This window comes from Pseudomonas wenzhouensis (assembly GCF_021029445.1).
GTDB classification, from domain to species: domain Bacteria; phylum Pseudomonadota; class Gammaproteobacteria; order Pseudomonadales; family Pseudomonadaceae; genus Aquipseudomonas; species Aquipseudomonas wenzhouensis.
The window spans coordinates 157,868-184,238 of record NZ_CP072610.1; the positions used below are offsets into that span (position 1 = coordinate 157,868).

The 26,371-nt window shown below is 66.0% G+C and carries 22 protein-coding genes and 2 riboswitches; of the genes, 15 read left to right on the forward strand and 7 right to left on the reverse strand.

Annotated features, from left to right (window positions below; genetic code table 11):
* Positions 1–86: 86 nt before the first annotated feature.
* The 3 genes from J7655_RS00745 to cobF are packed head-to-tail and all read left to right on the forward strand — an operon-like array spanning position 87 to position 2,544.
* Positions 87–1,094, forward strand: a complete 1,008-nt coding sequence (locus J7655_RS00745; protein WP_230926127.1) for a magnesium chelatase ATPase subunit I — start codon at positions 87–89, stop codon at positions 1,092–1,094.
* Positions 1,019–1,786, forward strand: coding sequence for a vWA domain-containing protein (locus J7655_RS00750; RefSeq protein ID WP_230926128.1), 768 nt, complete (start codon positions 1,019–1,021; stop codon positions 1,784–1,786). Before J7655_RS00745 ends, J7655_RS00750 begins: the two co-directional genes overlap by 76 nt.
* Entirely contained in the window at positions 1,783–2,544 is a 762-nt protein-coding gene (gene cobF, locus J7655_RS00755; protein ID WP_230926129.1) for a precorrin-6A synthase (deacetylating), read from the forward strand. Before J7655_RS00750 ends, cobF begins: the two co-directional genes overlap by 4 nt.
* A gap of 104 nt (positions 2,545–2,648) precedes the next feature.
* Here the strand turns inward: cobF and J7655_RS00760 are convergent, their stop codons facing one another.
* From J7655_RS00760 to J7655_RS00770, 3 genes are all read right to left on the reverse strand, one after another.
* Entirely contained in the window at positions 2,649–3,155 is a 507-nt protein-coding gene (locus J7655_RS00760; RefSeq protein ID WP_230926130.1) for a GNAT family N-acetyltransferase, read from the reverse strand.
* Positions 3,155–5,302 (reverse strand): TonB-dependent receptor family protein, encoded by a 2,148-nt coding sequence (locus J7655_RS00765; RefSeq protein ID WP_230926131.1) that lies wholly within the window; start codon positions 5,300–5,302, stop codon positions 3,155–3,157. The genes J7655_RS00760 and J7655_RS00765 overlap by 1 nt, the downstream gene beginning before the upstream one ends.
* Before the next feature lie 166 nt (positions 5,303–5,468).
* Entirely contained in the window at positions 5,469–6,080 is a 612-nt protein-coding gene (locus J7655_RS00770) for a LysE family translocator (RefSeq protein ID WP_230926132.1), read from the reverse strand.
* Positions 6,081–6,175: 95 nt separating this feature from the next.
* On the opposite strand from J7655_RS00770, the gene J7655_RS00775 reads away from it, so the two are divergent.
* A complete protein-coding gene (locus tag J7655_RS00775; RefSeq protein ID WP_230926133.1) occupies positions 6,176–7,156 on the forward strand; it encodes a GlxA family transcriptional regulator in 981 nt (326 codons plus the stop codon).
* A 98-nt stretch (positions 7,157–7,254) separates the two neighbouring features.
* On the opposite strand, the gene cobJ is transcribed toward J7655_RS00775, so the two are convergent.
* From cobJ to cobG, 4 genes are all read right to left on the reverse strand, one after another.
* A complete protein-coding gene (gene cobJ, locus J7655_RS00780; RefSeq protein WP_230926134.1) occupies positions 7,255–8,910 on the reverse strand; it encodes a precorrin-3B C(17)-methyltransferase in 1,656 nt (551 codons plus the stop codon).
* Between the two features lie 211 nt (positions 8,911–9,121).
* Positions 9,122–9,865 carry a precorrin-2 C(20)-methyltransferase gene (locus J7655_RS00785; protein ID WP_230926135.1) on the reverse strand — a complete coding sequence of 248 codons (744 nt, stop codon included), beginning with the start codon at positions 9,863–9,865 and terminating at the stop codon, positions 9,122–9,124.
* On the reverse strand, positions 9,862–10,488 hold the full coding sequence (locus tag J7655_RS00790) for a precorrin-8X methylmutase (RefSeq protein ID WP_230926136.1): 627 nt from the start codon (positions 10,486–10,488) through the stop codon (positions 9,862–9,864). Before J7655_RS00790 ends, J7655_RS00785 begins: the two co-directional genes overlap by 4 nt.
* Positions 10,481–11,818 carry a precorrin-3B synthase gene (gene cobG, locus J7655_RS00795; RefSeq protein WP_230926137.1) on the reverse strand — a complete coding sequence of 446 codons (1,338 nt, stop codon included), beginning with the start codon at positions 11,816–11,818 and terminating at the stop codon, positions 10,481–10,483. Before cobG ends, J7655_RS00790 begins: the two co-directional genes overlap by 8 nt.
* 99 nt (positions 11,819–11,917) lie before the next feature.
* A riboswitch (cobalamin riboswitch) is annotated at positions 11,918–12,124 on the reverse strand.
* 56 nt (positions 12,125–12,180) lie between these two features.
* Between cobG and cbiE the strand changes: the two genes are divergently transcribed.
* The 11 genes from cbiE (at position 12,181) to J7655_RS00850 (ending at position 26,245) form a co-directional block, all read left to right on the forward strand.
* A complete protein-coding gene (cbiE, locus tag J7655_RS00800; protein WP_230926138.1) occupies positions 12,181–13,383 on the forward strand; it encodes a precorrin-6y C5,15-methyltransferase (decarboxylating) subunit CbiE in 1,203 nt (400 codons plus the stop codon).
* Positions 13,380–14,096 carry a cobalt-precorrin-6A reductase gene (locus J7655_RS00805; protein ID WP_230926139.1) on the forward strand — a complete coding sequence of 239 codons (717 nt, stop codon included), beginning with the start codon at positions 13,380–13,382 and terminating at the stop codon, positions 14,094–14,096. The genes cbiE and J7655_RS00805 overlap by 4 nt, the downstream gene beginning before the upstream one ends.
* 201 nt (positions 14,097–14,297) lie before the next feature.
* Positions 14,298–14,996, forward strand: coding sequence for a (2Fe-2S) ferredoxin domain-containing protein (locus J7655_RS00810; protein WP_230926140.1), 699 nt, complete (start codon positions 14,298–14,300; stop codon positions 14,994–14,996).
* Between the two features lie 102 nt (positions 14,997–15,098).
* Positions 15,099–15,292, forward strand: a riboswitch (cobalamin riboswitch).
* A gap of 112 nt (positions 15,293–15,404) precedes the next feature.
* On the forward strand, positions 15,405–17,516 hold the full coding sequence (locus J7655_RS00815; RefSeq protein WP_230926141.1) for a TonB-dependent receptor: 2,112 nt from the start codon (positions 15,405–15,407) through the stop codon (positions 17,514–17,516).
* The gene (locus J7655_RS00820; protein WP_230926142.1) at positions 17,516–18,286 is read left to right on the forward strand and encodes an ABC transporter ATP-binding protein; all 771 of its coding nucleotides are present in this window, start codon (positions 17,516–17,518) and stop codon (positions 18,284–18,286) included. The genes J7655_RS00815 and J7655_RS00820 overlap by 1 nt, the downstream gene beginning before the upstream one ends.
* Positions 18,286–19,257 carry an ABC transporter substrate-binding protein gene (locus tag J7655_RS00825; RefSeq protein WP_230926143.1) on the forward strand — a complete coding sequence of 324 codons (972 nt, stop codon included), beginning with the start codon at positions 18,286–18,288 and terminating at the stop codon, positions 19,255–19,257. The genes J7655_RS00820 and J7655_RS00825 overlap by 1 nt, the downstream gene beginning before the upstream one ends.
* Positions 19,254–20,261, forward strand: a complete 1,008-nt coding sequence (locus J7655_RS00830; protein WP_230926144.1) for a FecCD family ABC transporter permease — start codon at positions 19,254–19,256, stop codon at positions 20,259–20,261. Before J7655_RS00825 ends, J7655_RS00830 begins: the two co-directional genes overlap by 4 nt.
* 52 nt (positions 20,262–20,313) lie before the next feature.
* The gene (locus J7655_RS00835) at positions 20,314–22,065 is read left to right on the forward strand and encodes a sensor histidine kinase (protein WP_230926145.1); all 1,752 of its coding nucleotides are present in this window, start codon (positions 20,314–20,316) and stop codon (positions 22,063–22,065) included.
* 268 nt (positions 22,066–22,333) lie between these two features.
* Entirely contained in the window at positions 22,334–23,314 is a 981-nt protein-coding gene (locus tag J7655_RS00840; RefSeq protein WP_230925834.1) for an IS110 family RNA-guided transposase, read from the forward strand.
* 137 nt (positions 23,315–23,451) lie between these two features.
* Complete coding sequence (locus J7655_RS00845) at positions 23,452–24,792, forward strand: sigma-54-dependent transcriptional regulator (protein ID WP_230926146.1); 1,341 nt, start codon at positions 23,452–23,454, stop codon at positions 24,790–24,792.
* A 499-nt stretch (positions 24,793–25,291) separates the two neighbouring features.
* The gene (locus J7655_RS00850) at positions 25,292–26,245 is read left to right on the forward strand and encodes a TAXI family TRAP transporter solute-binding subunit (protein ID WP_230926147.1); all 954 of its coding nucleotides are present in this window, start codon (positions 25,292–25,294) and stop codon (positions 26,243–26,245) included.
* Positions 26,246–26,371: the final 126 nt, after the last annotated feature.

Below are 26,371 nucleotides of genomic sequence, written 5' to 3' on the forward strand. Positions count from 1 at the left end.
TTCGAGCGCGCAGCCCGGATGCAATCCGGGAATTGCGCGCCCCAAGGCCCCGGATTGCATCCGGGCTACGTCCATACCCACGGATCATGTCCATGACCGAACATCACTTCCCCCTCGCCGCCGTGGTCGGCGCCGATTCGCTGAAGCTGGCGCTGTGCCTGGCGGCCATCGATCCTGCCATCGGCGGTGTGCTGATCGAAGGCCCGCGCGGTATGGCCAAGTCGACCCTGGCCCGTGGCCTGGCCGATCTGCTCGATGGCGGGCGCTTCGTCACCCTACCGCTGGGGGCGAGTGAGGAGCGCATCGTCGGCACCCTGGATCTGGACGCTGCGCTGGGCGAGGGCCGCGCGCAGTTCTCTCCCGGCCTGTTGGCCCGCGCCGATGGCGGCGTGCTGTATGTCGATGAGGTCAACCTGCTGCCCGATCATCTGGTCGATCTGCTGCTCGATGCCGCCGCCAGCGGCGTCAACCATGTCGAGCGTGACGGCATTTCCCATCGGCATACCGCGCGCTTCGTGCTGATCGGCACCATGAACGCCGAGGAAGGCGAGCTGCGCCCGCAACTGTTAGATCGCTTCGGCCTCAACCTGGCGCTGGACGGTCAGCCGCAACCGGCTGAGCGTGCCGAGATCGTCCGTCGCCGTTTGGCCTTCGATGCTGATCCCGCCGCCTTCCTGCAACGTTGGCAAACCGAGCAGGCTGCCCTCGCGTCCCGTTGCCAGAACGCCCGCCAGCGCCTGGCCGATATCCCGCTGGATGACGCCGCCCTAGGTGAGATCAGCCAGCGTTGCTTTGCCGCTGGTGTCGACGGCTTGCGTGCCGATCTGGTCTGGCTGCGCGCCGCTCGTGCTCATGCGGCCTGGCGTGGTGCGGCGGGCATCGAGCCTGTGGATATCGACGCGGTGGAGGACTTTGTCCTGCGCCATCGCCGTCGCCAGCCACAACCGCCGGCTGCCACACCGCCCGAGCAGAATCAGGCGCCGCAGCAGGCGCAGGAACAGAATCAGGCTGAAGGCCAATGGGGCGAACTGCCGGCGCAGCCGCAGGCCATGGGCGAACGACGCGTACCGCCGCGCTGGCCAAAAAAGCCCTGAGCATCCGCCCGCGCACAGCCACAGGCGCGGATGCCCGCAACCGGCCTGGACGACTCGGCGGTGGACTGCGTGGCGCTGCGCGTACGGGCGCGCACGGGCGTATCGACTGGCCGGCGACCCTGCGCCAGGGAAGACCGCAACGCCGTGAAGAGCTGGTGTTGCGCCCGCGCAGTCAGCAGGCCGACGAGCTGTGGTTGGTGCTGGTGGATGCTTCCGCCTCGACCCGCCGCCACAGTGCCTTGAGCCGAGCCAAAGGCGTGCTCGCCGAAGTGTTCGACAGCGCCTATCGCCAGCGCGCGTGCCTGGCCGTGCTGCAGGCCGGTGGCCGTGAGGCGCAATGGCTGTGGCAGGGGCGCAAGGCCAGTGCTGAGCTGCATCGCTGGCTTCAAGAATTGGGTGCTGGTGGTGGCACGCCGTTGCTCGATGCGCTGAATCAGGCGGGTGACTGGTTGTTGCGTCGGCAACGAGCGAAACCAAGCGAACGCCAGCGCCTGCTGATCCTCACCGACGGTCGCCTGCGTGACCTGCCAAATCTGACGCCGCTGCCATGCCCAACCCTGCTGCTCGACACCGAGCGCGCGCCCATCCGTCTGGGCCGCGCGCGTCAATTGGCGCAGGCGCTACAGGCCGACTACCACCATATCGACGACCTGGCGCCCGGCGTGCCAGGACGCACCTGGAGAACCTCATGAAAACCCTGCTGCTGGTCGGCATTGGCGCCGGCGACCCGGACTACATCACCTACCAGGCAATCAAGGCGCTGCGCCGCAGTGACGTGATCTTCCTGATGGACAAGGGCGCGGCCAAGCACAAGCTCAACGCCCTGCGCCGCGAGATCTGCACACGCTTTCTCGAAGGCCACACGCCGCGCTTCGCCGAAGGCCTGCAACCGGAGCGCGAACGCGAGGCAGCGGACTACCGTGCCAGCGTCGACGAGCTCAACCGCGACAAGCAGGCGGTGTTCGAGCAACTGATCGACGAGCAGATGGCCGATGGCGAAACGGCGGCCTTTATGGTCTGGGGCGACCCATCGCTGTACGACAGCAGCATCCGCATCATCGAGGCCATCGCCGCGCGGCGCAGCGACTTCGTCTATGACGTGATCCCCGGCATCACCAGCCTGCAGGCGCTGACCGCACGCCACCGCATCCCGCTCAACAGCATCGGCCGCGCCGTGGAAATCACCACCGGTCGCCTGCTCGCCGAAGGCTGGCCGCAGGGCGTGGACAGCGTTGCGGTCATGCTCGACGCCAAGGACACCTACCGCCGCTTCGTCGGCCAGGGCCTGCATATTTACTGGGGCGCCTACGTCGGCACGGCCGATGAAATCCTGATTGCCGGCCCGCTGGACGAAGTGGCCGAACGCATCGCCACGACCCGCGCCGAGGCGCGGAAGCGCAATGGGTGGATCATGGATAGTTATTTGCTGCGCAAGGAAGGTACGGCGTAGGGCTGAGGTCAGAAGCGGTGGACAAGAAGAGCGTTGTCCACCCTACCTGCAATCGTTCACACCCCGATGATGCAGCAGTATCGGAAGATGGTTAAAAATCTGCTTCAGCTGGGTAATTCGCAGATTTCTTCCTGATAAACCTGCATGCCGCGCGCCTGATAATTGGCCAGTGCAGCTGGGTGATCGAAGGTGCAGGTGTGTACCCAAACACGCTCTGTACCTGGCCACCGCCAGGCTGATTCAATGGCATGGCTGAGCAGAGCGCCGCCGAAGCCCCGGTCGAGAAACTGCGGAGCCAAGCCGAAGTAGCGGATCTCCGCATTGTGACCGTCAGGACGGAACAGCTCGTAGTAACCAGCGATGGCACCCCGGTGGAAGGCGACCCAGGTTCGGTGTGCTGGGTTTTCCACCATGGTGCGCCACTGTTCGTCGTTCCAGTCGTCCAGGTCACCCCATTTCCAGGTCGAGCCGACCAGTTGATAGAGGAAACGGTTGAGTGCCGGTTGCGGCTCTTCGCATTCGACGATTTGCAGGTTGCTGCGCTGAGGCTTGGCCTTCAGCTGGTCCGGCGAGGTCATCTCCAGGTAGTACGTGGTGTACGTCTGCGCCATCAGAGCCAACTCCAAGAAACCCCCGTATACACCCCAAACCCTTCCCCAGGCGTGGAGCGCGCTATATCCGCACCTTTGTCGTCATAGCCCGGCGTCACAGTAGCGGCATAGCGTTTGTCGGTGAGGTTGCGCAGGTCGAGCCAGGCTTGCCAGTCGTCCTTGGGTGAGGCGTAGCCGAGGGTGGCGCCGAAGGTGGCGTAGGCATCGGCGTAGTAGGAGTTGGCGTAGTCCACCGCCACCTTGGAGGCGTACTGGGTGTTGAGGCCAGCGTAGAAGCCGCTCGGGTGGTCGTAGCGCACCTCGGCCTGGTAGTAGTGGCGCGGCAGGCCGGGCAGGCGGTTGTCGCCGAAGGTATCATCGTCACGGTAGTGGAAGTCGCTGAAAGTGTAGGCCTGGCGCAGGATCAGGGCGCCGGCGGCGCCGCCTTGCCAGAGCAGGCTGGTTAGGCCGGCTTCGATGCCCTGGTGCACGGTGGGGCTGGCGTTGGATTCGGCGAAGACGCTGGGCTCGATCTCGACCGTGAGCAGCTCGTGGAGCACCTGCGAGTAGTAGTAGGTCAGTTCCCACTGGCCGAGCGCGGAGTCGCCCCGCCCGCCGACCTCGAAGGTGGTGGCGGTTTGGTTATCCAGGCTGATGGCGGCGCGTTGGCGAGCGGCATAGGGCTCTGTGATGGTGCTGGAGAAGCGCAGCGGCGAACTCCAGAGCATCGACCAGGCATGCGGCGGTTCTATCGAGCGGCTGATATTGCCGAATAGCTGCACGTCGGGGTTGAGCTGGTAGCGCAGGCCGAGGCGCGGGGCGTAGTCCCAGGTGTGTTCGCTGAGCCTGTCGTCGGTGGCCGGCCAGGTCACTTCGGCTTCGCGGCGGGTGTAGATCAGCGCCAGGCCGCTGGTCAGCCACAGGTCTGGCATCAGCTCCGTGTCGTTGCTGAAGTGCAGCACGTTGTCCGAACCCAGGTGCTCGTAGTCGCGCATCAGGGTGCCGGCGGGATAGGTGACTGGGGTTCCAGCAACTGGTGTTACGGTGATTGGCAGCGCCACGGTTTCTTTGGATTTGCTGCTCGGCAGGTTGGTGGTGCTGCGCAGTCCAAGGGTGGTCACGCTGTTCAGGCCGAACAGGGTATGGCGGCGCGTGTAGTTCAGCGTGCCACTGATATCGCTGTAGTCCACACGGATGCGATAGGCGCCGCTTCGATAGAAGGTCTCGGTGATATCCATCGGGTAGTGGTGGTAAGCCAGGCCAGCGACCAGGGTCGAGTCGTCGTCGATCTGCCAGGTGGTCTTGTTGGCCAGCCAGGTGCTGCCGGGCTGGTCGCGGTGGGCGTCGATAAGCAGGTTATTGGCTGCGGCCTGACGCGGATCGTCCTTGAGCTGAGCCTTGGTCAGGCGGCCAGGCGTTTCGTGCGCGGTCTCGCGGTAACGCAGGTAGAAACGCGTTTCCAGATTCTCGTTGAGCCGATAGCCGAAGTTGGCGGCGATGCCTTTGCCCTTGCCGGAGGCCTGATCCTGATAGCCGTCGGTGTGGCTGTCGGTCAGCGCCAGGTAGTAGTCGAAATCGCCCAGTACCTGGCCCGATGCGATGTTGCGCTTCTGGTAGCCATGGCTGCCGGTTTCATAGCGCAGTTGCAGCTTGGGCGCGGTGTAGCCGGTGTGGGTGATGTAGTCGATGGCGCTGCCCAGAGCCAGCGAGCCGCGGTCGAAGCCATTGGCGCCACGGAGCACCTCGGCGCGACTTATCCACAGCGGTTCCAGTAGTTCGTAGGGCGTGCCGCCGGAGCCGGTCAGTGGCAGGCCGTCGAGCATGATATGGGTGCCGGAGGCGTGCGAGCCGGGGCCGCGGTTGATGCCCGAGCCGCGCACGCTGATCTTCACGCCTTCGTTGCCGGGAGACTGGGCGTAGACGCCGGGCTGATAAGCCAGCACGTCGGCGGTGCCGGCTACGCGGCCCTGCTCGACCTGCTTCATGTTCACCAGATTACTGGCGCCGGGTAGCTTTTCGAGGTCTTCACGCGCCACGTGCTCTTCACTCATCCGTACACCGCTGACGTGCAACGGATCGAGTTGCACGGGCTCATCGGCCAGGGCGTTGGGAACGCTCAGGCTGGCAAGGGTCAGCAGGGTGAGGCGGGCAAACGGCAGGGGCGGCATGCAAGGGCTCCGTTGAGCGGGCGGCGAGTGTGTCTGATGGAAGCCGACGAGGTTTCGTCACGCCAGCAAGGCGCTGGCGCGGGGCACATCATGCCGGTTTTGCCGGTGCAGTGCAGTGCGAGGCTGTGTAGCAGGCGGCTAAGCGGCCGAGGCAGGCGGCGGCGACTCAGCGCGCCAGCGGCAGTGCCACGCCGATCAATACGAAGAGTGCACCGCAACTGCGGTTGAAGGCGTGTCCGCCGCGCTGCAGCCAGGGCCGCACGCGGAAGGCCAGCAGCGCCAGCAGCAGCTCGACGAGAAACTCGACCACGGCGAAGGTCGCGGCCATCACCACGAACTGCACGGCCAGGCCGCGCTGCGGGTCAACGAACTGCGGCAGAAAGGCGCCGTAGAACAGAATCACCTTGGGATTGGACAGCGCCGACAGCAGGCCCTGGCGAAACAGTCGGCCGGCGCTGGGGCGGGTGCCGCTGTCGGCCAGGGTCAGGTTCAGCGGTGGCGAACGCCACAGTTGTATGCCCAGCCAGATCAGGTAGGCGCCGCCGAGCCACTTCAGCGCCAGCAAGGCGCCGGGTGCGGTCTTGAGCAGGGCGCTGAGACCGAACATGGCCAGGGCGATCAGCGTGCTGAAGCCGACCACACCGCCGAGGATGGTGGCCAGCGCCAGGCGTGCGCCGTACAGCCCGCCGTGAGTCAGTGCCAGCAGGCTGTTGGGGCCGGGCGTCAGCGCCAGGCCGAGGGTGGCGACGAAGTAGACGAGCCAAAGTTCGAGGGCCATGCGGATCTCCTGTGAATGCGCGGCCAGTCTAGTCAGCGGCAGGGTTGTGAATAAGGTAGATTCTGGTCATTAAAGGGCTGATTTTGGACATGGCTATGAGCGAAAGCCCTGATCTGCGTTTTCTCCTGTTGCCACTGCCGGAGTTCGCCCTGCTGCCCTTCGGTGGCTTTCTCGACAAGCTGCGCTTCAGCGCCGATGACGAGGATTACAGCCGCCAGCGCTACTGCGCCTGGACGATTGCCGGTCTGCAGCCGGGGCATGTGTTGTCCAGCAGTGGCGCGGCGCTGCGTATCGAGGCTACGCCGGACGAGCTGACGCTGGCCGACTACGACTACCTGGTGCTGTTTGGTGGGCGCAACGCGCAGGCCAGCGCCGCGTTGGCGCCGCTCTACCAGCCGCTGCTGCGTCGTGCGGCCCGCGCCGGGGTGAAGCTGGTAGCGATCGACAATGCCAGCTTCCTGTTGGCCGCCTGTGGTCTGCTCAATGGTCATCGGGTGGCGGTGCACTGGCGTCATGAGGCGGAATTTCGTGCCAGCTTTCCTCATCTGCGCCTGGCTCGCGAGCGCCTGTATTGCATCGATGGCACGCGGAGCTCCTGCGCCGGTGGTACGGCTGCCATCGACCTGGCGGTGGAGCTGCTGGCCCAGGGCAGTGGCCGCGCGCGGGCGCTCAAGGGGTTGGCCGACATGCTGGTGGACGAGACGCGCAGCGGCCAGCACGCGCTACGTTCGCTGCATGGCACACCGAGCGGCGAGCGCCATGTCGACCGCGCCATCGCCCTGATGCGCCACGGCCTGGCCAGCGCCGACGGCATCGAGCAGTTGGCGGCCAGCGTCGGCATCAGCCGGCGTCAGCTCGACCGTCTGTTCCACGCCAGTCAGGGCATGAGTGCGCGCGAATACTGGAACGAGCTGCGTCTGCAGCACGTACGCTGGCGCCTGCTCAATTCCAGCCACAGCCTGGCGCAGATCGCCGATGAAGTCGGCGTCAGCGATACCAGCCACCTGGGCAAGTTGTTTCGCCAGCGCTTTGGTGTGGCGCCTGGCGCGTTTCGCCGTCAGGGTGGCGCGTTGTAGGAGCCGCGCCTCGCGGCGAATGTGGCGAATAGCCGGCTGCAATTGCTTCGCGCCGGGGCGACGCGCCTACGGAACAGGGATGACAGCGGCAGAGAGGATCATGACTCGATATCGGGATACCAGCGCGGCGTATACACCCACTCGCCACCGTCGGCTCGCGGGAAGCGGCGGGTCTGGCTGGAGCCGATGATCACCAGGGTGCGCATGTCGACCATCTCTGGCGTCAGCTCGCCGAGGGTGAGGTTGCGCAGCGCCTCGGCGGGGCGGCCGATGTCGCGGCCCAGCACTACCAGGGTTTGCGGTGTGCGGTGCTGGCGCAGCAAGTCGAGCGCGCGGCCGAGCTGCCAGGGGCGGGATTTGGAGATCGGGTTGTAGAAGGCCATGGCCAGATCGGCGATGGCGGCGTGCTCCAGGCGTTTCTCGATCACCGCCCAGGGCTTGAGGTTGTCGGACAGGGAGATCAGGCAGAAGTCATGACCCAGCGGCGCGCCGGCCTTGGCGGCGGTGGCCAGGGCGGCGGACACGCCTGGCAGCACTTCTAGTTCGACACCTTGCCAGGCCTCGTTCTGTGGGCTTTCCAGCGCCTCCATCACGGCGGCAGCCATGGCGAATACGCCGGGATCGCCCGAGGAAATCATCACCACCCGGCGGCCCGTGGCAGCCAGTTCGAAGGCGTGGGCGGCACGTTGCAGCTCCTCGCGGTTATCGCTGGGATGCAGGCATTGATCGGCGCGCAGCGGGCCGGCCATCTTCACGTAGGTGTCGTAGCCGAGCAGGTCTTCGGCCTCGTCGAGGGCGCGGCGCACGGCGGGGGTCATATGCTCTGCTGCACCGGGTCCCAGGCCGACCACGCTGAGGCGGCCACGGCGTTGGCCGAGGCGCTCGATATCCAGTGGTTGTTCACTCAGCAGCAGGCACAGGCCGTCGCCAGCATGGTATTCGGGCGGCAGTTCGGACGTGCTGTGGATAAAGCGCAGCGGCAGCTTCAACTCGTCTGTGACGGCGTGTAGCTCGGCGTTGACCATCCAGCCTTTGTCCGCCAGCAGGCAGGCCAGCGCTTGCGGCGCCAGGTTGGCGCTGCTCAACGCCTGTTGCAGCCGTGCCGACAGGTCGGCGCCGGGGCGTTCGATCAGCGCAGCGGCGCAGCGCGGGTGGATCAGCAACTCGTCGGCTTGCGCCGGACGCGCCTGCGCCGTGATGTGGATGACCCGGCGGGCGGCGTTATCCACAGGCAATTGCGCGGCTTGCAGCCAGGGCGCCTGGCCTTCGATACGTACCGCTTCACCGCCGAGCAGGTCGCTGACGAAGCGCTTGCCCTGCTGTAGATCGGCCAGCACGTAGCCGGCCGGTGGTTCTAACAGGCAGGTGCCAAATCGCAGCTCGCCGCTGGTGGTGATGGCTGGCATTACCCCCAGGTATGCGGCGATCTCGCGTGCCAGGCGGTTGACCCCGGCCAGGCCGCCAAGCAGCGGCACCACGGCGCTGCCGTCTTCGGCCAGGGTCAGCACTGGCGGCTCGGCGCCTTTTTCCGCCAGCAGTGCGGCCAGGCTGCGGATGACGATACCGGTGGCGCACAGCACCAGCAGCGGTTGACCGGCGCGATAAAGGGCGCGCAGATGTTCGCCGAACTCGTCGTAGTGGCGCTCTGCGCCGTCGGCGCGCCCGCGCAGACCATGGATTACGGCCTGTGGATAAAGTGCCTTGAGGCGCTGTGCAGTGGCCAACGCGCTGGCGCCGAGGATGACGATGTTCATGCGGTAAATCCTGTAGCCCGGATGCAATCCGGGGAATGGGCGCGAACCGTGGGAGGCGCTTTAGCGGCGACTGTCGCCTCCCACGATGCCCCAGCAACGATTGGGTAGGGCGCGTGGTGACGGGTTTTCATTCTCCCTATGAACTGTAGGAGCGGCTTCAGCCGCGAAAGCGCTTCGCGGCTGAAGCCGCTCCTACAGGGGAAGAGAGTGTTCACCCCCGCCATTTCTGCCCGGGCACCAAAATCATCGAGAAATAGGGCGAATCCATCGGCTCCACCTCGTCCAGCGGCACGATCTTCTGGCTGGCCATGGTGGCGCGTTCGACGTAGTGGGCGCGGTCGTCCAGGCCGAGCTTGCGCAGCACGCGGCGTACCTTGTCGAAGTTGCGCCCGAGTTTCATCACCACCGCTGCTTCGGCGTCGCGCAGACGCTGCTCCAGCTCCTCTTCCGGCAGCACGCCGGAGAGCACGCTCAGGCTCTGGTTGCGGTACACCAGCGGCGTGCCGAGCACCGAGGCGCAGCCGAGCATGGAGCACACGCCGGGTACCACCTCCACCTCGTAGCGCTCGGCCAGGCGGTCGTGCAGGTACATGTAGGAGCCGTAGAAGAACGGGTCGCCTTCGCAGATCACCGCCACATCCTGACCGGCATCGAGCAACTCGGCGATCTGTTGCGCGCAGGTATCGTAGAAATCGGCGATCACATCCTCGTAGCTCAGCGGCGGAGCGAGCTTCTCGGTGGTTACCGGGTAGACCAGCGGCAGGCGCTGCTGGGTATCGCTCAGGTGCTGCTCGATGATGCTGAAGGCATTCCCGCCGTGACCGGCATTGTGCTTGGCCTTGGCCACGAAATAGGCCACCACAGGGGCCGATTTGAGCAGGCGCAGCGCCTTGAGGGTGAGCAGCTCGGGGTCGCCGGGACCGACGCCGAGGCCAAGCAGATGACCCGCCATCATTCCACCTCCGAGGCGAGGGCGTTGACTGCGGCCACCGCCATGGCGCTGCCGCCACGGCGGCCACGGACGATGACGTAGGGTACGCCACGGCTGTCTGCGGCCAGCGCGTCCTTGGATTCCGCCGCGCCGATAAAGCCTACCGGCATGCCGATGATCAGCGCCGGCTTCGGCGCGCCGGCATCGAGCATTTCCAGCAGGTAGAACAGCGCGGTGGGGGCGTTGCCGATCACCACCACGCTGCCTTCCAGATGCTCGCGCCAATGCTCCAGGGCCACCGCCGAGCGGGTGTTGCCGACTTCACGGGCCAGCTCCGGTATGCCGGCGTCGTGCAGGGTGCAGATCACCTCGTTGTTCGCTGGTAGGCGCGGGCGGGTGATGCCTTCGGCAACCATGCGTGCGTCGCAGAGGATCGGCGCGCCAGCCAGCAGCGCGGCGCGGCCAGCTACGCCGGCGCCGGGGGAGAAGCGCAGATCCTCGACCACATCGACCATGCCGCAGGCGTGAATCACCCGCACGGCGAGTTTTTCCATATCGGCGGGGATGCCGTCGAGGTTGGCTTCGGCGCGGATGGTGGCGAAGGAGCGGCGGTAGATTTCCTGGCCGTCGCGGATGTAATCAAGCATCGGGGGTTCCTGCGCTGTGGTGGCGGGCGAACCAGGCGCCGGCCTCGTCGATGGTCATGGCCGGCACCAGCAGACGGCCGAAACCGGGTGCCTCGGGCGTACGTTGGTAGAGCTGGTAATGCTCGGGCGTGCTGGCCAGCAGGGTGTAGGGCTGCACGCGGGCGCTGGCGCAACTGCGCGGGCAGGCGCTGAGGTGCACCTGCGGGCGAGCACCGCTTGCGCGCAGCAGTTCGGCCAGGTGCAGGGCATGCTGCTTGCTGTCGGCCAGGCCGCGCGCGCACGCTGCCGAACCGGTGCAGGCGACCAGGCCGAGCAGCGGTTCGTCGGCATGGGTCAGCAGGCCCAGAGTGTTCAACGCTGCCAGCAGCTCAGCGGCCCGTGCTGTTGGGATGTTGCCCAGCAGCAGGCCCTGCCAGGGCGTCAGGCGCAGCTCGCTGTCGCCGTGGCGCTCGCTCAGATCGGCGAGGACCAGGAGTTGTTCGGCATACAGGCGGCCCAACCGGGCGCCGGCTGCGACCATGCACAGGTCGCTTTGCGCCTGTGGATAAATACCGGCAGGTGGCCGGTTGATCACCGCCACAGCCTGCCAATTGCTCGGTGCCGGCTGCAAGGTAAAGTCCAGACGCGTCTGCAGGCGTTGCAACAGCTCGCGGGCCGGGATCTGTGCCAATAACTGGCGCATGCGCGTTTGTTCGGGCGTGGCCAGTTCGAGGAACAGCAGCAGCAGCTGGCGCACCAATTCGATGGTCTGTGTCACATCGATACGCGCCAGCGGCGTGTCAACGGGGCAGCCGGCCAGGCCCAGCAGCAGGTGCTGGTCGTCTTCGGCGGCGAGCCACAGGTCGTGCGGGTGTTCGCGCATGGCCAGGGCTTCGCCGCCATCCAGTTGCAGGGCGAACTTGGCCGACAGGGCATGCAACGCCGGGGTGTCCTGCAGCAGGTCGAGCAACTGGTCGGCCAGCGGGTGCACGTCCATCCGCGCCTGCGGATCGAGGCCGGCGGCGGGGCTGAGCAGCAGATTGCGCACGTCATCGGCGGCGGCCACGCGTGGGCCAAGGTCGGCGCTCAGCAGGGCATCGATCAGCGCGCTTTCCTGGCTGGGCAAGACGCCCCGGATCTGCAGGTTGCTGCGGTTGGTCAGCTCCAGCATGCCGCTGGCATGCTGCCGCGCCGCTTCGGCAATCGCTCGCGCCTGGGCGCTGCGCAGCACGCCACCGGGCAGCTTGATGCGGCAGATACCGCCATCCAGCGCGGGGACGATGCGCAGCAGACCGGGACACGCACTGTGGCGCGGGACGGGAAAATGAACACGGGTTGGACGGTCGCGCACGGTAATCACCAAACTAAGGCGCGGCGACCGAACCAGCAGAAATCGCCCTGGGACAGGGGAATTCAATGGCATCGGTACACCCCGCCCGATGTTGGCACTCGCGACCAGCGTTCGTCGGCAGGTCTCCTGGCTGACAGGTCTTCATCTGGCGCGGCCTTCCCGGTTTCCCAGTGGCACAGTGGCGACAGACTCGCTGTTTACAGTTGCGGGGGCAGCTCGGTCACGATCGATGATCGCTCCGGATTCCCTCTTAGGCCCGTTGCAGAGTCATATCGACTCAAGGGCACCGACGAAGGCGCTATTATGCCCGCTTTGCCCGGAGCGCGGACAGGCGGTCTGTCGGGCCTGTGCGAGGATATTGGATGAAGCCCTGGTTGACCCTGGTGGGCATTGGCGAAGACGGCTACTCGGGCCTGGGCAAGGCCGCACGTCGTGCGTTGCTGGCGGCCACGCGCATCGTCGGTGCGCCACGGCAACTGGCGCTGCTGCCGCCGTGCATCAGTGGCGAGCGGGAAAGCTGGCCCAGCCCCTTCGACCTTGAGCCACTGCTGGCGTGGCGTGGCGAGGCGGTGTGCGTGCTGGCCAGTGGCGACCCGATGTTCTACGGCGTCGGTGCCAGCCTGGCGCGCCAGGTGCCGGCCGATGAGCTGCTGGTATTGCCGGCGCCGTCCTCGGTATCGCTGGCGGCGGCGCGTCTGGGTTGGCCGCTGCAGGAGACGGAGGTGGTCTCCCTGGTTGGCCGGCCGCTGGCCACGCTCAACGGCAAACTCTACCCCGGCGTGCGCCTGCTGGTATTGAGCGCCGATGGCGATACCCCTGCGCAGGTCGCCGAAGCCCTCAGCGCACGTGGTTTCGGCGCCAGTCGCCTGACCCTGCTGGAGCACCTTGGCGGGCCGCATGAGCGCCGTGTCGATGGCCTGGCCGCGAGCTGGAACCTGCCACGCGGCGCCGATCTCAACCTGCTGGCGGTGGAGTGCCTGGCCGACGCCGGGGCACAACTGCTGCCGCCGACCTGCGGCCTGCCGGACGACGCCTACCGCCACGACGGCCAACTGACCAAGCGCGACGTGCGTGCCGTGACCCTGGCGCGCCTGGCGCCGCTGCCTGGCGAGCTGCTGTGGGATGTCGGCGCGGGGTGCGGCTCCATCGGCATCGAGTGGATGCGCGCGCACCCGGCCTGCCGCGCCATCGCCATCGAGGCCAACGAGGGGCGCCAGGCGCATATCCGCCACAACCGTGATGCCCTCGGTGTGCCGGCCCTGCAACTGGTCGCGGGGCATGCGCCCGAGGCGCTGGCGGGGCTGCCGGCGCCGGACGCGATCTTTATCGGCGGTGGCGTCACCGTGCCCGGTGTGCTGGATGACTGCTGGGCTGCGCTCAAGCCGGGCGGGCGTCTGCTGGCCAATGCCGTGACCATCCAGAGCGAGGCGGCGCTGGTAAGTTTCCGCGAGCAGCACGGCGGCGAGCTGTTGCGCCTGACCGTGGCCCAGGCACAGCCCCTGGGCGGCTTCGACACCTGGCGCGCGGCGCTGCCGATCACCCTGCTGACGGTGCGCAAGCCATGAGTGCGCGGATCCTGCTGCTCGGCGGCACCACTGAGGCGCTGCGCCTGGCGCGCCGGCTTGGGCCAGAGACGATCTACAGCCTGGCTGGGCTGGGCCGGGTGCCGGACGATCTGCCGTGCCACGTGCGCGTCGGCGGCTTTGGCGGTGCTGAAGGCCTGGCAGCCTTTGTCGCCGACGAAGGCATCGAACTACTGCTGGATCTGACTCACCCCTATGCCGCACAGATCAGCCATAACGCCGCCCGCGCCGCGGAGATTGCCGGCGTGCCCTGCTGGGCCCTGCGCCGACCCGGCTGGCAGCCGGGCGCGGATGACGACTGGCGCGAGGTGGATAACTGGGATGAACTGATCCGTGCGCTGACGCCGTTCCAGCGGCCGTTTTTCACTTCGGGGCGCGAGCCGCTGGCCCATCTGCACGAGATTCCCGAGCACCAGCACTGGACGGTGCGCTGCCTGCAGGCCGAGCCGGCGCCGCCACGTGCCGAGATCATCGGCGCGCGTGGGCCGTTCTCGCTGGACGAGGAACGCGCGCTATTCGCGCGCATCCGCTGCGACGTGCTGGTGAGCAAGAACAGCGGCAGCGCCTCCACCGAGCCCAAGCTGCAGGTCGCCCGTGAGCTTGGATTGCCGGTTTTGCTGGTGCGTCGCCCGCAGTTGCCGGCGGTAACGCGCGAGTTCGCGGACCTGGACAGCCTATGGCAGGCACTGTCGTAGGGCGGGTGAATAGCGCGATGACGGGACGATGCATCGATCCACCGTTGCGCTGGATGTAAAAAGCGATATCCACCCTGAGGGCCGCGCGAGTTCCGTAGGGTGCGCCGTGCGCACCGGGCTTGCCTCCGTCCGTAAAACCGCCCCGGATTGCATCCGGGCTACGGCTGACTGTTAGACTGCCGGCCCTTTCGGAGCCCGCTGATGAGCCAAGCCCCCTACGCCCGCATCCTGTTTATCGGCCCCGGCCTGGGTCGTGGAGCTTCGTCCGAGCGCTTGCAACAGCGCATCACCGCGCTGCTGGGCGAAGCGCACCTGCACGACATTGAGCAGGACGATTTTTGGCAGGCCATCGACCAGGCGCCGCGACCACTGCTGGTAGTGGATCTGGAGCCGCGCGCCGATGCTGCGCACCGCGATTGGCTGCGCCAGTGTATCGTCGAACGCGGTGACGGAGCCGAGGTGTTCGTGGTCTGCACGGCGCTTGAAGATACCTGGCTCGATGGCCTGAGCGCGCTGTTGGCGAATTGCGAAGCGCATCTTTCCTGCAGCGACGTGCCGCCTGTACCGGAACACCACGCCTGGTCGCAGATCCCGCCGCATGCGCAGCGCCTGCTGCTGTGCAACGGCCCGCGCTGCACGCGCAAGGGCGCGCTGGGCCTGTGGAAAACCCTGCGCCAGCGGCTCAAGGCCGCCGGCAAGCTGGAGTGCGAGGGCGGTGTGCATATCACCCGCAGTCAGTGTCAGTTCCCTTGCGATCTGGGGCCGACCGCGAGCCTTTATCCACAGGGCGAGTGGTACGGCATCGCCGACGAGGCTGCGGTGATTCGCCTGGTCGATGAGCGTCTGGTGGCAGGCCAGGCGCTGCCGGAGTTGCGGATCGATGAGCAGGGCGGCAAGTAGGCATCCGGGTTACGCCTGCGGCCAATCCAGGCTACGAGAAGTCGCCGCTAAAGCGCCTCCCACAATTGTTCCCGCGCCTTGACTTGAGCGGGTGCGGGTGGTCATATCCGCCCCGCTTCAGGTGTCTCACGCCGCCGCGCGTGAGGTGAAACGGGAAGTCGGTTGAAGTCCGACGCTGCCCCCGCAACGGTAAGCGAGCGACCGCATCGAGATGCCACTGTGCGCCACGCGCATGGGAAGGTGATGCGTTCATGACCCTCGCAAGCCCGGAGACCGGCCTGGAGTCGTTTGTGTCTGGCAACCCGCGGTGGGCGGGCGTTGACTCCAGTAGGGCGCCGCCGTGCCCCTGTCTGCTGTTGCGCATTTCCATCGGATTGCCGTGCCTTTTCTCTTTGCGATGGAAGCAATATGGCGCGCTATCCCCTGTTCCAAACCTGTGCATCGTTCGCGTTGCTATTGGCTGCTTCAGCCATGGCCAGCGCCTCTCCAGTCGATCTGCCTGACGTCACCGTCCAGGCGCACGCTGCCGAGGAAGGCGAGAGCGATCTGCATACACCCACCACGTCCGGCTCGCGCCTGCAGCTGTCGGCCCTGCAAACCCCGGCCAGCACCAGCAGCCTGAGCGGCGCCGAGGTACGTGGGCGCAACAACCTCTCGGTGCAGGACGCCGTGACCCGCACACCGGGCATCAGCAGCATCGGCTCGCCCGGCAATGGCGGCACCGCGCTGTCGGCGCGCGGCTTCACCGGCCATGCGGCGACCATGCAGCTATACGACGGTACTCGCCAGTACGTCGGCGCCGGCACCGTGACCTTCCCGGTGGACACCTGGTCGGTGGCGCGTATCGACGTGCTGCGCGGCCCGGCCTCGGTGCTCTACGGCGAGGGCGCCACCGGCGCGGTGATCAACGTGGTGCCGAAGAAGCCCTTCGCCGGCGAGATCCGCAACCAGCTGCGCCTCGGCTATGGCAGCGATGACCGCCGCCAGGCCGCGCTGGATAGCGGCGGTTCGCTGAGTGACGAACTGAGCTACCGCTTCAACATCAATCAGCAGGCCAGCAATGGCTGGGTCGACCGGGGTGATTCGGATAGCCTGGCGCTCAGCGCCGCCCTGCGCTGGGACGCCAATGACGACCTGAGCTTCACCCTGTCCCACGACCATGGCGATCAGAGCCCGATGCGTTATCTCGGCACGCCGCTGGTGGCAGGCAAGTACCGCGAGAGCATCCGCGAGCGCAATTACAACGTCGCCGACGCGGATATCCGCTACAACGACCAGATCACCCGCCTGGTGACGGACTGGCGCATCAACGACACGCTCAGCGCCAGCAACCAGCTCTACTACATCAAGACCCAGCGCTACTGGCGCAATGCCGAGGCCTATCGCTGGCAGCCGGGCGATACGGTCGAGCGCGGCGAGTTTTACCGGATCAAGCACACGCAGGAACAGGTCGGCGACCGCCAGACCTTCACCCTCGATCACACCCTGTTCGGCCTCGACAGCCGCACGGTGGCCGGGGTGGATTACAACCGCATCCACTTCGCCCGCCAGCATGATTTTTCCAGCAGTTTCAGCGACAGCGTGCCGCTGGCCGGCTCCGACGGCGGGCAGTACCAGAGTACCGATCCGCTCGGCTACGGCCCGCGCGAGCGCAACCTGGCGCGGCAGTTCTCGCTGTTCGCCGAGAACCGCACCCAGCTGACCGAGCGCCTGTCGCTGGTCACCGGCGTGCGCCGCGACCAGGTGCATCTGCAGCGCGACAACCTGATCGATGGCAGCAGCGCCGACCGCAGCCTCAGCGGCGACAACTGGCGCGCCGGCCTGGTCTTCACCCTGACCCCGGAACTGTCGCTGTACGGCCAGTACGCCACCAGCACCGAGGGCGTGAGCAACCTGCTGACCCTCAACCCGACTCAGCAGCAGTTCGACCTTAGCGAAGCCAGGCAGAGCGAAATCGGCCTCAAGCAGATGTTCTGGAATGGCCAGGGCGAGTGGTCGCTGGCGGCCTATCACATCGTCAAGAAGAAGCTGCTCAGCCGCGAAACGCCGACCTCGCCCACCGAGCAGATCGGCCAGCAGTCGTCCGATGGCCTGGAGGCCACCCTGGAACTGGCGCTGGGTCAGGGCTGGCAGGTGTCGGCCAACGCCGCCCTGGTGCGCGCCGAGTATGACGACTTCATCGATGGCGGCGGCGACCGCAGCGGCAATCGCCCGACCGACGTGCCGCGGCGCACCGCCAACCTGTGGCTGAACAAGGCGCTCGGTGGCGGCGTGGAGGCCGGCATCGGCGCGCGTTATGTCGATGCGCGTTATGTCGATAACGCCAATACCGCTAAGGTGCCCGGCTACACCGTGGTCGACGCCAACATCGCCTGGCAGGTGTTGCCGGATGTGCGCCTGGGCCTTGAGCTGAACAACCTGTTCGACCGCCAGTACGCCACCAGCGCCAGCGGCGACGGCGAGCAGTGGTACCTGGGCGCGCCGCGTTCGTTCTTCGTCACGGCGGATTACAGCTTCTGATGACCCCGCGTTTGCGTATCAAGGCGCTGGCCTGGTCGCCCGATGGCCAGCGTCCGCTGCTCGACGGCATCGACCTGGACGTCGGCGACGGCGAGCTGCTGGGGCTGATCGGCCCCAACGGCAGCGGCAAGACCAGCCTGCTGCGCTGCGCCTACCGTTTCCAGCGACCATGCAGTGGCCAGGTCGAACTGGACGGCGAGGCGCTGTGGCAGCGCCCGCCGCGCTGGAGCGCGCAGCGCGTGGCGGTGCTGCTGCAGGAATTTCCGCAGGACTTCGGCCTGCGCGTGCACGAGGTGGCGGCCATGGGCCGTACGCCGCACAAGGGCCTGTTCGATGGCGACGATGCTGAGGACCAGCGCCTGGTGGATCAGGCGCTGGCCCGTGTTGGCCTGAGCGACCTGGCGCAGCAGCCCTTCGCCTGCCTCTCGGGCGGCGAGAAGCAGCGCGCCCTGCTCGCCCGCGCCCTGGTGCAGCAGCCGCAACTGCTGATCCTCGACGAGCCGACCAACCACCTCGACCCGCGCTATCAGCTCGAACTGCTGCGGCAGATCAAATCGCTGGGCCTGGCAACGCTGGCCAGCTTCCATGACCTGAACCTGGCGGCGGCCTTTTGCGACCGTCTCTGCGTGCTCGACCAGGGCCGCCTGGTGGCCGTTGGTACGCCTGCCGAAGTGCTGACCGCCGAGCTGCTGCAGCAGGTGTTTGGCGTGCAGGCGCTGGTCGATACCCATCCACTGGCGGGGCATCCGCGTATTACCTGGATTGTTTGATGACTCTGTGCCATTCGCGGCTGAAGCCGCTCCTACACACGCTCGTGCTCTCTACGCTGCTGCTGGTCAGCCCCGTCTGGGCCGTGACCGTCACCAGTTGCGACCGTCAGGTGAGCGTCGCCCAGCCGCCGCAGCGCGCGGTCAGCCATGACGTCAACATGACCGCCATGCTTCTGGCCCTCGGCTTGCGCGAGCGTATGGTCGGCTACACCGGCATCAGCGGTTGGAAGACCCTCGATCCGAGCATGCGCGAGCAGCTCGATGGCCTGCCTGAACTGGCCGCGCGTTATCCGTCGCTGGAAAACCTGCTGGGTGCCGGCGCCGACTTCGTTTTTGCCGGCTGGAACTACGGCATGCGCATCGGCGGTGAGATCACCCCGACCAGCCTGGCGCGCTTCGGCATCCCGGTATACGAGCTGAGCGAGTCCTGCGCCCACGTCATACCGGGCCGCGTCGCCAGTCTCGAGGATGTCTACAACGATCTGCGCAATCTGGGCCGCATCTTCGCCGTCGAGGCGCGCGCCGAGGCTTTGGTGCAGGGCATGCAGATGCGGGTGGCGGCGGTGCAGGCGCGCCTGGGCGAGCAGCCCGCTCGACCGCGGATGTTCGTCTACGACAGCGGCGAAGACCTGCCTTTCAGCGCCGGGCGCCTGGGCATGCCGCAGCCGCTGATCGAGGCGGCCGGCGGGCACAACGTGATGGATGGTGTGGCCGGCAGCTGGATCAAGGTGGGCTGGGAGGCGGTGGTCGAGCAAGACCCCGAGGTCATCCTGATCGTCGACTACGGCGAGCGCACGGCGGCGCAGAAGCGCGACTTCCTGTTGCAGCACCCGGCGTTGCAGGGCGTGACCGCGATACGAGAAAAGCGCTTTGTGGTGCTGCCCTATCTGGCCGTCACGCCGAGCCTGGACAACGCCGCCGCCGTCGAAACCCTGGCTACTGCGCTGCATCCCGAGGTCTTTGCGCCTTGACGCGTTTTCGGCTGTTGCTGCTTGGCCTGGGCGTGCTGCTGGCGCTGTCCTGTGCGCTGTCGCTGGCTTTCGGCGCGGCGCAGGTGCCGCTCGAACGGGTATGGGCGATTCTCGGCCAGCACCTGTTCGGTATCGCGCCCGAGGTGCCAGTCAGCGTCGGTCAGGCCAGCATCGTCTGGCAACTGCGCGCGCCACGGGTGTTGCTCGGTGCGCTGGTCGGCGCCGGGCTGGCGCTGGTGGGCTCGGCGCTGCAGGCGGTAACGCGCAACCCGCTGGCTGATCCGCATCTGCTCGGTGTCAGCTCCGGTGCGGCCTTCGGTGCGGTGATTGTGGTGCTCTACCTGGGCGAGTTCGCCGGGTTGCTCAGCCTGCCGCTGGCGGCCTTCATCGGCGCCCTGGCGAGCATGCTGCTGGTGCTGGCCATCGCCAGTCGGGGCGGGCGCCTGGAGAGCGACCGCCTGCTGCTGGCTGGGGTGGCGGTGTCGTTCGTGATGATGGCGGCGAGCAACCTGCTGCTGTACCTGGGCAACCCGCATGCGGCCAGCTCGGTGCTGTTCTGGATGCTCGGCGGCCTGGGCCTGGCGCGCTGGGAACTGCTCTGGCTGCCGGCGCTGTGCCTGGTGCTGGCGCTGGCCGTGTTGCTCGGCCTGGGCCGCGCGCTGAACGCGCTGATGGCCGGCGAGCAGAGTGCGGTGAGCCTGGGCCTGGAGCCGCGCCGCGTGCGCCTCGTGGTATTCGTGGTAGCGTCCTTGCTCACCGGGGTGCTGGTCTCGCTGTCCGGCGCCATTGGCTTCGTCGGGCTGATGCTGCCGCACGTGGCGCGCTTTCTGGTCGGCGCCGAGCATCGCCGCCTGCTGCCGGTGGCGGCGCTGCTGGGGGCGCTGTTCCTGGTCTGGGTCGATGTCGCTGCGCGCACCTGGCTGGCGCCGCAGGATTTGCCCATCGGCATCGTCACCGCGGCCATCGGCGGGGTGTTTTTCCTGGCGATGCTGCGGCGCCGTTAGTGCTGGCCCGATGCAGTAAGATGCAGCTCGTCTTCTATCAGTCGAGCCGCTCATGCCCCTGCCGCAGCGCCCCCGCTATCGCGTTCTGCTGACCGTACTGGCCATTGTCGCCGGCTTGCTGCTGAGTCTCTGGCTCGGTGGCCGCTATGCCGAGGAACGCGCCTGGGATGAGCGCAGCGTCGAGGCGCGTGGGCAACTGCAATTGTACGCGCAGTCCATTCGCACCCTGGTCGAGCGCTTCAGTTCGGTGCCCGAGGTGCTGGCGCTGGACAGTGACATCCGCAGCCTGCTGCGCGCACCACAGGATCGCCAACTGCGCCTGGCCCTGAACCAGCGGCTGGAACGGCTCAATGCGGCGGCCGGCTCCACCGTGCTGTACCTGCTCGATGCCCGTGGTGAAACCCTGGTGGCCAGCAACTGGCGCGACTGGAGCAGCTTCGTCGGCAACAACTACGCCTTCCGTCCGTACTTCCAGAACGCGGTTCGTGAAGGCGGCGCGCGTTACTTCGCGGTGGGCGTGACCACCGGCATTCCCGGTTACTTCCTGTCGCATGTGGTTCGCGATGATGACGGCGAGCTGCTTGGCGTGCTGGTGGTCAAGCTGGAGCTGGAAGAGCTGCAGCGCCAATGGGTCGATCAACCCGGTGTGCTGCTGGTCGCCGACAGCTATCAGGTGGTGATTCTCAGCAACAAGCCGGCCTGGCGTTTCCGCGCCCTGCAGCCGCTCGACGAGCGGGCGCGGGACGAGCTGGTGGAGGTGCGCCGCTATGCCGAGCAGGCGCTGCAGCCGCTGGCGCATCAGGTACACCGGCATGTCGATGATGATGCCGACTGGGCCGGTTTCGACGGCCCTGACGGTACAGCGGATTATCTCTGGCAGCGCCTGCACCTGCCCGAGGAGGGCTGGACCCTGCACCTGCTCAGCGAGCCGCTGGGCCTGGCCGACAGTATGCGCAGTTACCGTCTGGCGGCTGCCGGGGTGTGGATGACCTTCGCCTTTCTGTTGCTGTTTCTCTTCCAGCGGCGCAAGAACCAGCGCTTGCAGGCCGGCATCCGCGAACGCCTGGAGCGTGAGGTGGCGCTGCGCACTGCCGAACTGCGTGAAGCCCAGGATGGCCTGGTGCATGCCGCCAAGATGGCGGCCCTGGGGCAAATGTCGGCGGCCCTGGCGCATGAGATCAACCAGCCGCTGACCGCCCTGCAGATGCAGCTCGGCAGCCTGCGCCTTTTGCTCGACAGCGGCCGCCCGGAAGCCGCACGTGATGGCTTGCAGCGTATCGATGGCCTGCTGCAGCGCATGGCCGCGCTGACCAGCCACCTCAAGACCTTCGCCCGCAAGACACCGGCCGGCCTCAGTGAGCGCCTGTGCCTGGGTGACGTACTGGAGCAGGCGCTGCAACTGCTGGCGCCGCGCATGCGCAGCGAGCAGGTGGAGCTGCGTACAGAGATCGATGACCAGGTCGAAGTGCTTGGCGATGCCATTCGCATCGAACAGGTGATTCTCAACCTGCTGCACAACGCCCTCGATGCCATGGCCGAGAGCGATTCGCGCATGTTGCTGGTGCGTATCGCCCGGGCAGGCAATGGTTGCCTGCTCAGCGTCGAGGACAGCGGCGGCGGCATCGCCGAGGAAACCCTGGCTCGCCTGTTCGAGCCCTTCTTTACCACCAAGCCGGTGGGGCAGGGTCTGGGGCTCGGGTTGGCGGTGTCCTACGGTATCGTGCGTGATCTGGGCGGTAGCCTGGAGGCGCACAACGGTGAACGGGGTGCGGTATTCACCATGAGGCTGCCGGCCGCGCCTTGATACCGTGGCGTAGGGTAGATGACGCTTCACCCATCCACCGATGGCCCCCAATCTTGGTGGATGAAAACAGCGTCATCCACCCTTGTATTTTGTTTTTGCTCAAGTCGCTCTTGAGCACAAGGCACCCGGATGCCGTATCCACCCTTGGCGACAAGGCCGTGATGTAGATTTCGCACCGGTTTGCCTGCTTTAACTTGCCAGAGATCGGACAGTATCTTCGACCCGGCCAAGCCGTGAGTCAGCATTCACAAGGTGGATCGCGCAAGCCATGAGCTCTTTTGACTTCATCCCTCTGGGAATCGACATATCCAAGAAGAAAATCGATTGCGCCCTGATGCTGGGTGCAAAATTCAAGAACAAGGTCTTCGCCAATAACCCCGAAGGGTTTGTCGGGTTGTGCGCTTGGATCGATCAGCACGCCCAAGCAACAGTGCACATCTGTATGGAGGCTACGGGCATCTACTGGGAGGCAGTGGCTGTACATCTGGCCAATGCGGGGCATCGCGTCAGTGTCATCAATCCAGCCCTGGCCAAAGCCCATGCTCAATCGCTGGGTCTGCGTAGCAAGACTGATGCAATCGATGCAAAGGCGTTGGCTGATTATTGTCGGCAACGACAACCTGCCCTTTGGGTTGCTCCATCACTTTCGGAGCAGCGGTTAAAAGCGCTGGTACTGCGCCTTCAAGGCCTAGTGACCATGCGCACCGAGGAAAAGAACCGGATCGAGTCGGCCCGTGACTCGGTGCGTGAAAGTCTGGACAAGCACCTGCAATGGCTCGACGAAGAGATCAAGCGTATTGAACTGCAGATATCCCAGACGCTTGATGATGACCCGACGTTACGAGGCAAGCGTGAGCTGCTGATCTCCATCCCTGGTCTTGGGGAACGCACCTTATCCGTTCTATTGGCCTACGGCCTGGGAGGAGAACGCTTCGACAAGGCGCGCCAATTCGTTGCCTTTGCCGGCTTGAGCGTGCGTGCGTATGAGTCTGGCAGCAGCGTCAGGGGCAAGCCGCGGATGTCCAAGGTCGGTCACTCACGGCTGCGCAGTGCGCTGTACATGCCCGCGATGGTGGCTCTGTACAGAACCGACTGGGGGCGTCGCTATCGTGACCGGCTTGCCGGTAACGGCAAGCCAGCCAAAGTCATCATCGGTGCCATGATGCGCAAACTCGTGCATGTGGCCTTTGGCGTGCTGAAGTCCGGACGAAAGTTCGACCCCGAACTCCATGTCGCTTGCGCCAGATAACAGTATCTACGACCAGGGTTTGCAGGCTCGGCCATCGCGGCTAAAGCCGCTCCTACGGGTTCTCATCCTTAGGCTGCGGGTTGCCTCTGCGGATTTCATCCGGGCTACACTGCGGCCTGTTCTCGAGAGGAGGTGGCATGAGCGCTCAGGTCATAGTGGTCGACGACGAAGCGGCGATTCGCGAAGCGGTGCAGCAGTGGCTGGAGCTGTCCGGTTTCGAGGTGCGCAGCTGCGCCAGTGCAGCCGAAGCCCTGGCCCTGGTCGACCGTGACTTCCCCGGCATCGTCGTCAGCGATGTGCGCATGCCCGGTACTGATGGCCTGCAATTGCTCGACAAGCTGTTGCAGATCGATACCGACCTGCCGGTGATCCTGGTCACGGGGCATGGCGATGTGCCCATGGCCGTGCAGGCACTGCGTCAGGGCGCCTATGACTTCATCGAGAAACCCTTCACCCCCGAGCGCCTGCTCGACAGCGTGCGCCGTGCCCTGGACAAGCGCCGCCTGGTCTGTGAGAACCGCCAGCTACGCCAGCAGGTGGCTGACAAGGGGCGTATCGAGAGTCAGTTGATCGGTATTTCCCGGCCGATGGAAAACCTGCGCCGGCAGATCCTCGAATTGGCCGGTACTTCGGTCAACGTTCTGATCCGGGGGGAGACCGGCAGCGGCAAGGAGCGCGTCGCGCGCTGCCTGCACGACTTCAGTTCGCGCGCGAGCAAGGCCTTTGCCGCGCTCAACTGCGCGGCGATTCCCGAGAGCATCTTCGAAAGCGAGCTGTTCGGTCACGAGAGCGGCGCCTTTACCGGTGCCCAGGCGCGACGTATCGGCCGCATCGAGCATGCCGACGGCGGCACCCTGTTCCTCGACGAGGTGGAAAGCATGCCGCTGGCGCAGCAGGTCAAACTGCTGCGCGTGCTGCAGGAAAAAACCCTGGAACGGCTCGGCTCGAATAAGAGCATTCAGGTCGATCTACGGGTGATCAGCGCGGCCAAGCCGGATCTGCTCGATGAAGTGAAGGCCGGACGTTTCCGCGAGGATCTGGTGTATCGCCTGAACGTCGCCACCCTGCACATTCCACCGCTGCGCGAACGCCGCGAGGATATCCCGCTGTTGTTCGAGCACTTCGCGCATGAGGCGGCGCTGCGTCATGGCCGCGAAGCGCCACCGCTGGCGCCGAGCGAGCTGGCGCGTCTGCTCGGGCATGACTGGCCGGGCAACGTCCGCGAGTTGATCAACGCCGCTGAGCGTCATGCCCTGGGGCTGTCCAGCCCGCCGCCGGCCGAGCGCTTCGCCGGCCAGGCACTGGCACAGCAGATGGAGGCCTTCGAGGCGCAATGCCTGCACAACGCCCTGCTGCACTGTCAGGGCAACATCACGGCGGTGATGGAGATGCTGCAGCTACCGCGTCGCACCCTCAATGAGAAGATGCAGCGCCATGGCCTGACGCGCGGTGATTATCTGCCGGGTGGAGAGGAATGACGTACCGCCTGCCGGTGTGGTAGCCGGCTTGACCTGTGGGAGCCCCGCCCCAGGGCGAAGCTTTTGCTATTTCGCGATGGCTGCAATTCGCCGCGAGGCGCGACTCCTACAGGGTGCGTACCTCAATAAGCGGATTTTTGCCGACTCTGTCACGGATGTAGGCGGTTTACCGCTCAGTGACCGCGCGATCTCTGGATAAACCCCCTCTATCTCGGGCTTTTCAGCTCTGGCACGGCATCTGCTACGGCAGATATAGCCGCGCAGCACCTTGCCGACGCGGCGACCATAACAATGACAAGAGGTCAGCCCATGAACAGCCATGTCCCTCGCGCCATGCCGCACTCGTTGCCGTGCATGGGCCGTCTCCCCACCGCGTCTGTCGCGGCTCTTGTCCTGTGTCGCGCCCTGCGCGGCTGATCGCGTAACGCCGACGTCGCCCTTGTAGCGTCGTCTAAAGTGAAACTCTGCATAAAGCCATAACAACGACGGAGATACTTCCATGCGTCTGACCAAGAAAATCAGCCTGTTTGCCGCTGCTGCGGCCATCACTGCCAGCACCGCCGTGCTCGCCGCACCGACTTTCATCAACGTCCTTACCGGCGGCACCAGCGGTGTTTACTACCCGATTGGCGTAGCCCTGTCACAGCTGTACAGCAACGGTATCGAAGGCTCCAAGACCTCGGTGCAGGCGACCAAGGCCTCGGTAGAGAACCTCAACCTGCTGCAGGCCGGTCGTGGCGAGCTGGCGTTCGCCCTCGGTGACTCGGTCGGTGATGCCTGGAACGGTGTCGAAGACGCTGGTTTCAAGACGCCGCTGAAGAAGATCCGCGCCATTGCCGGCACCTACCCGAACTACATCCAGATCGTCGCCAACGCCGAATCCGGTATCAAGACTCTGGAAGACCTCAAGGGCAAGCGCATCTCCGTCGGCGCGCCGAAGTCCGGCACCGAGCTGAACGCCCGCGCCATCTTCGAAGCCGCTGGCCTGAGCTACCAGGACATGGGCAAGGTCGAGTTCCTGCCCTATGCCGAGTCGGTCGAGCTGATCAAGAACCGTCAGCTGGACGCCACTCTGCAGTCCTCCGGTCTGGGCATGGCGGCCATTCGTGATCTGGCTTCGACCATGAAGATCAGCTTCGTCGCCATTCCGGCCGAAGTGACCGCGAAGATCGACAACGCTGCCTACGAGGCTGCCACCATCCCGGCCGGTACCTATGATGGTCAGGACGCCGATGTGCCCACCGTGGCGATCAACAACATTCTGGTCACTCACGAGGGCGTCTCCGACGAAGTGGCCTACCAGATGACCAAGCTGATGTTCGACAACCTTGACCGCCTGGGCACCGCTCACTCTGCGGCCAAGGACATCAAGCTGGAAAGCGCTACCAAGAACCTGCCGATTCCGCTACACCCGGGTGCCGAGCGCTTCTACAAGGAAGCCGGCGCACTGTAATTACGACACGGGCCGCGACGAGTCCGTCGCGGTCCGGCTCTCACAGAAGCGCGAATAAAACCGTCGCCCGCTGGCGGTGGGTTTTGTTGGCGACTCTGTCACCGCAATCGAAGTAGTCATGAGGTG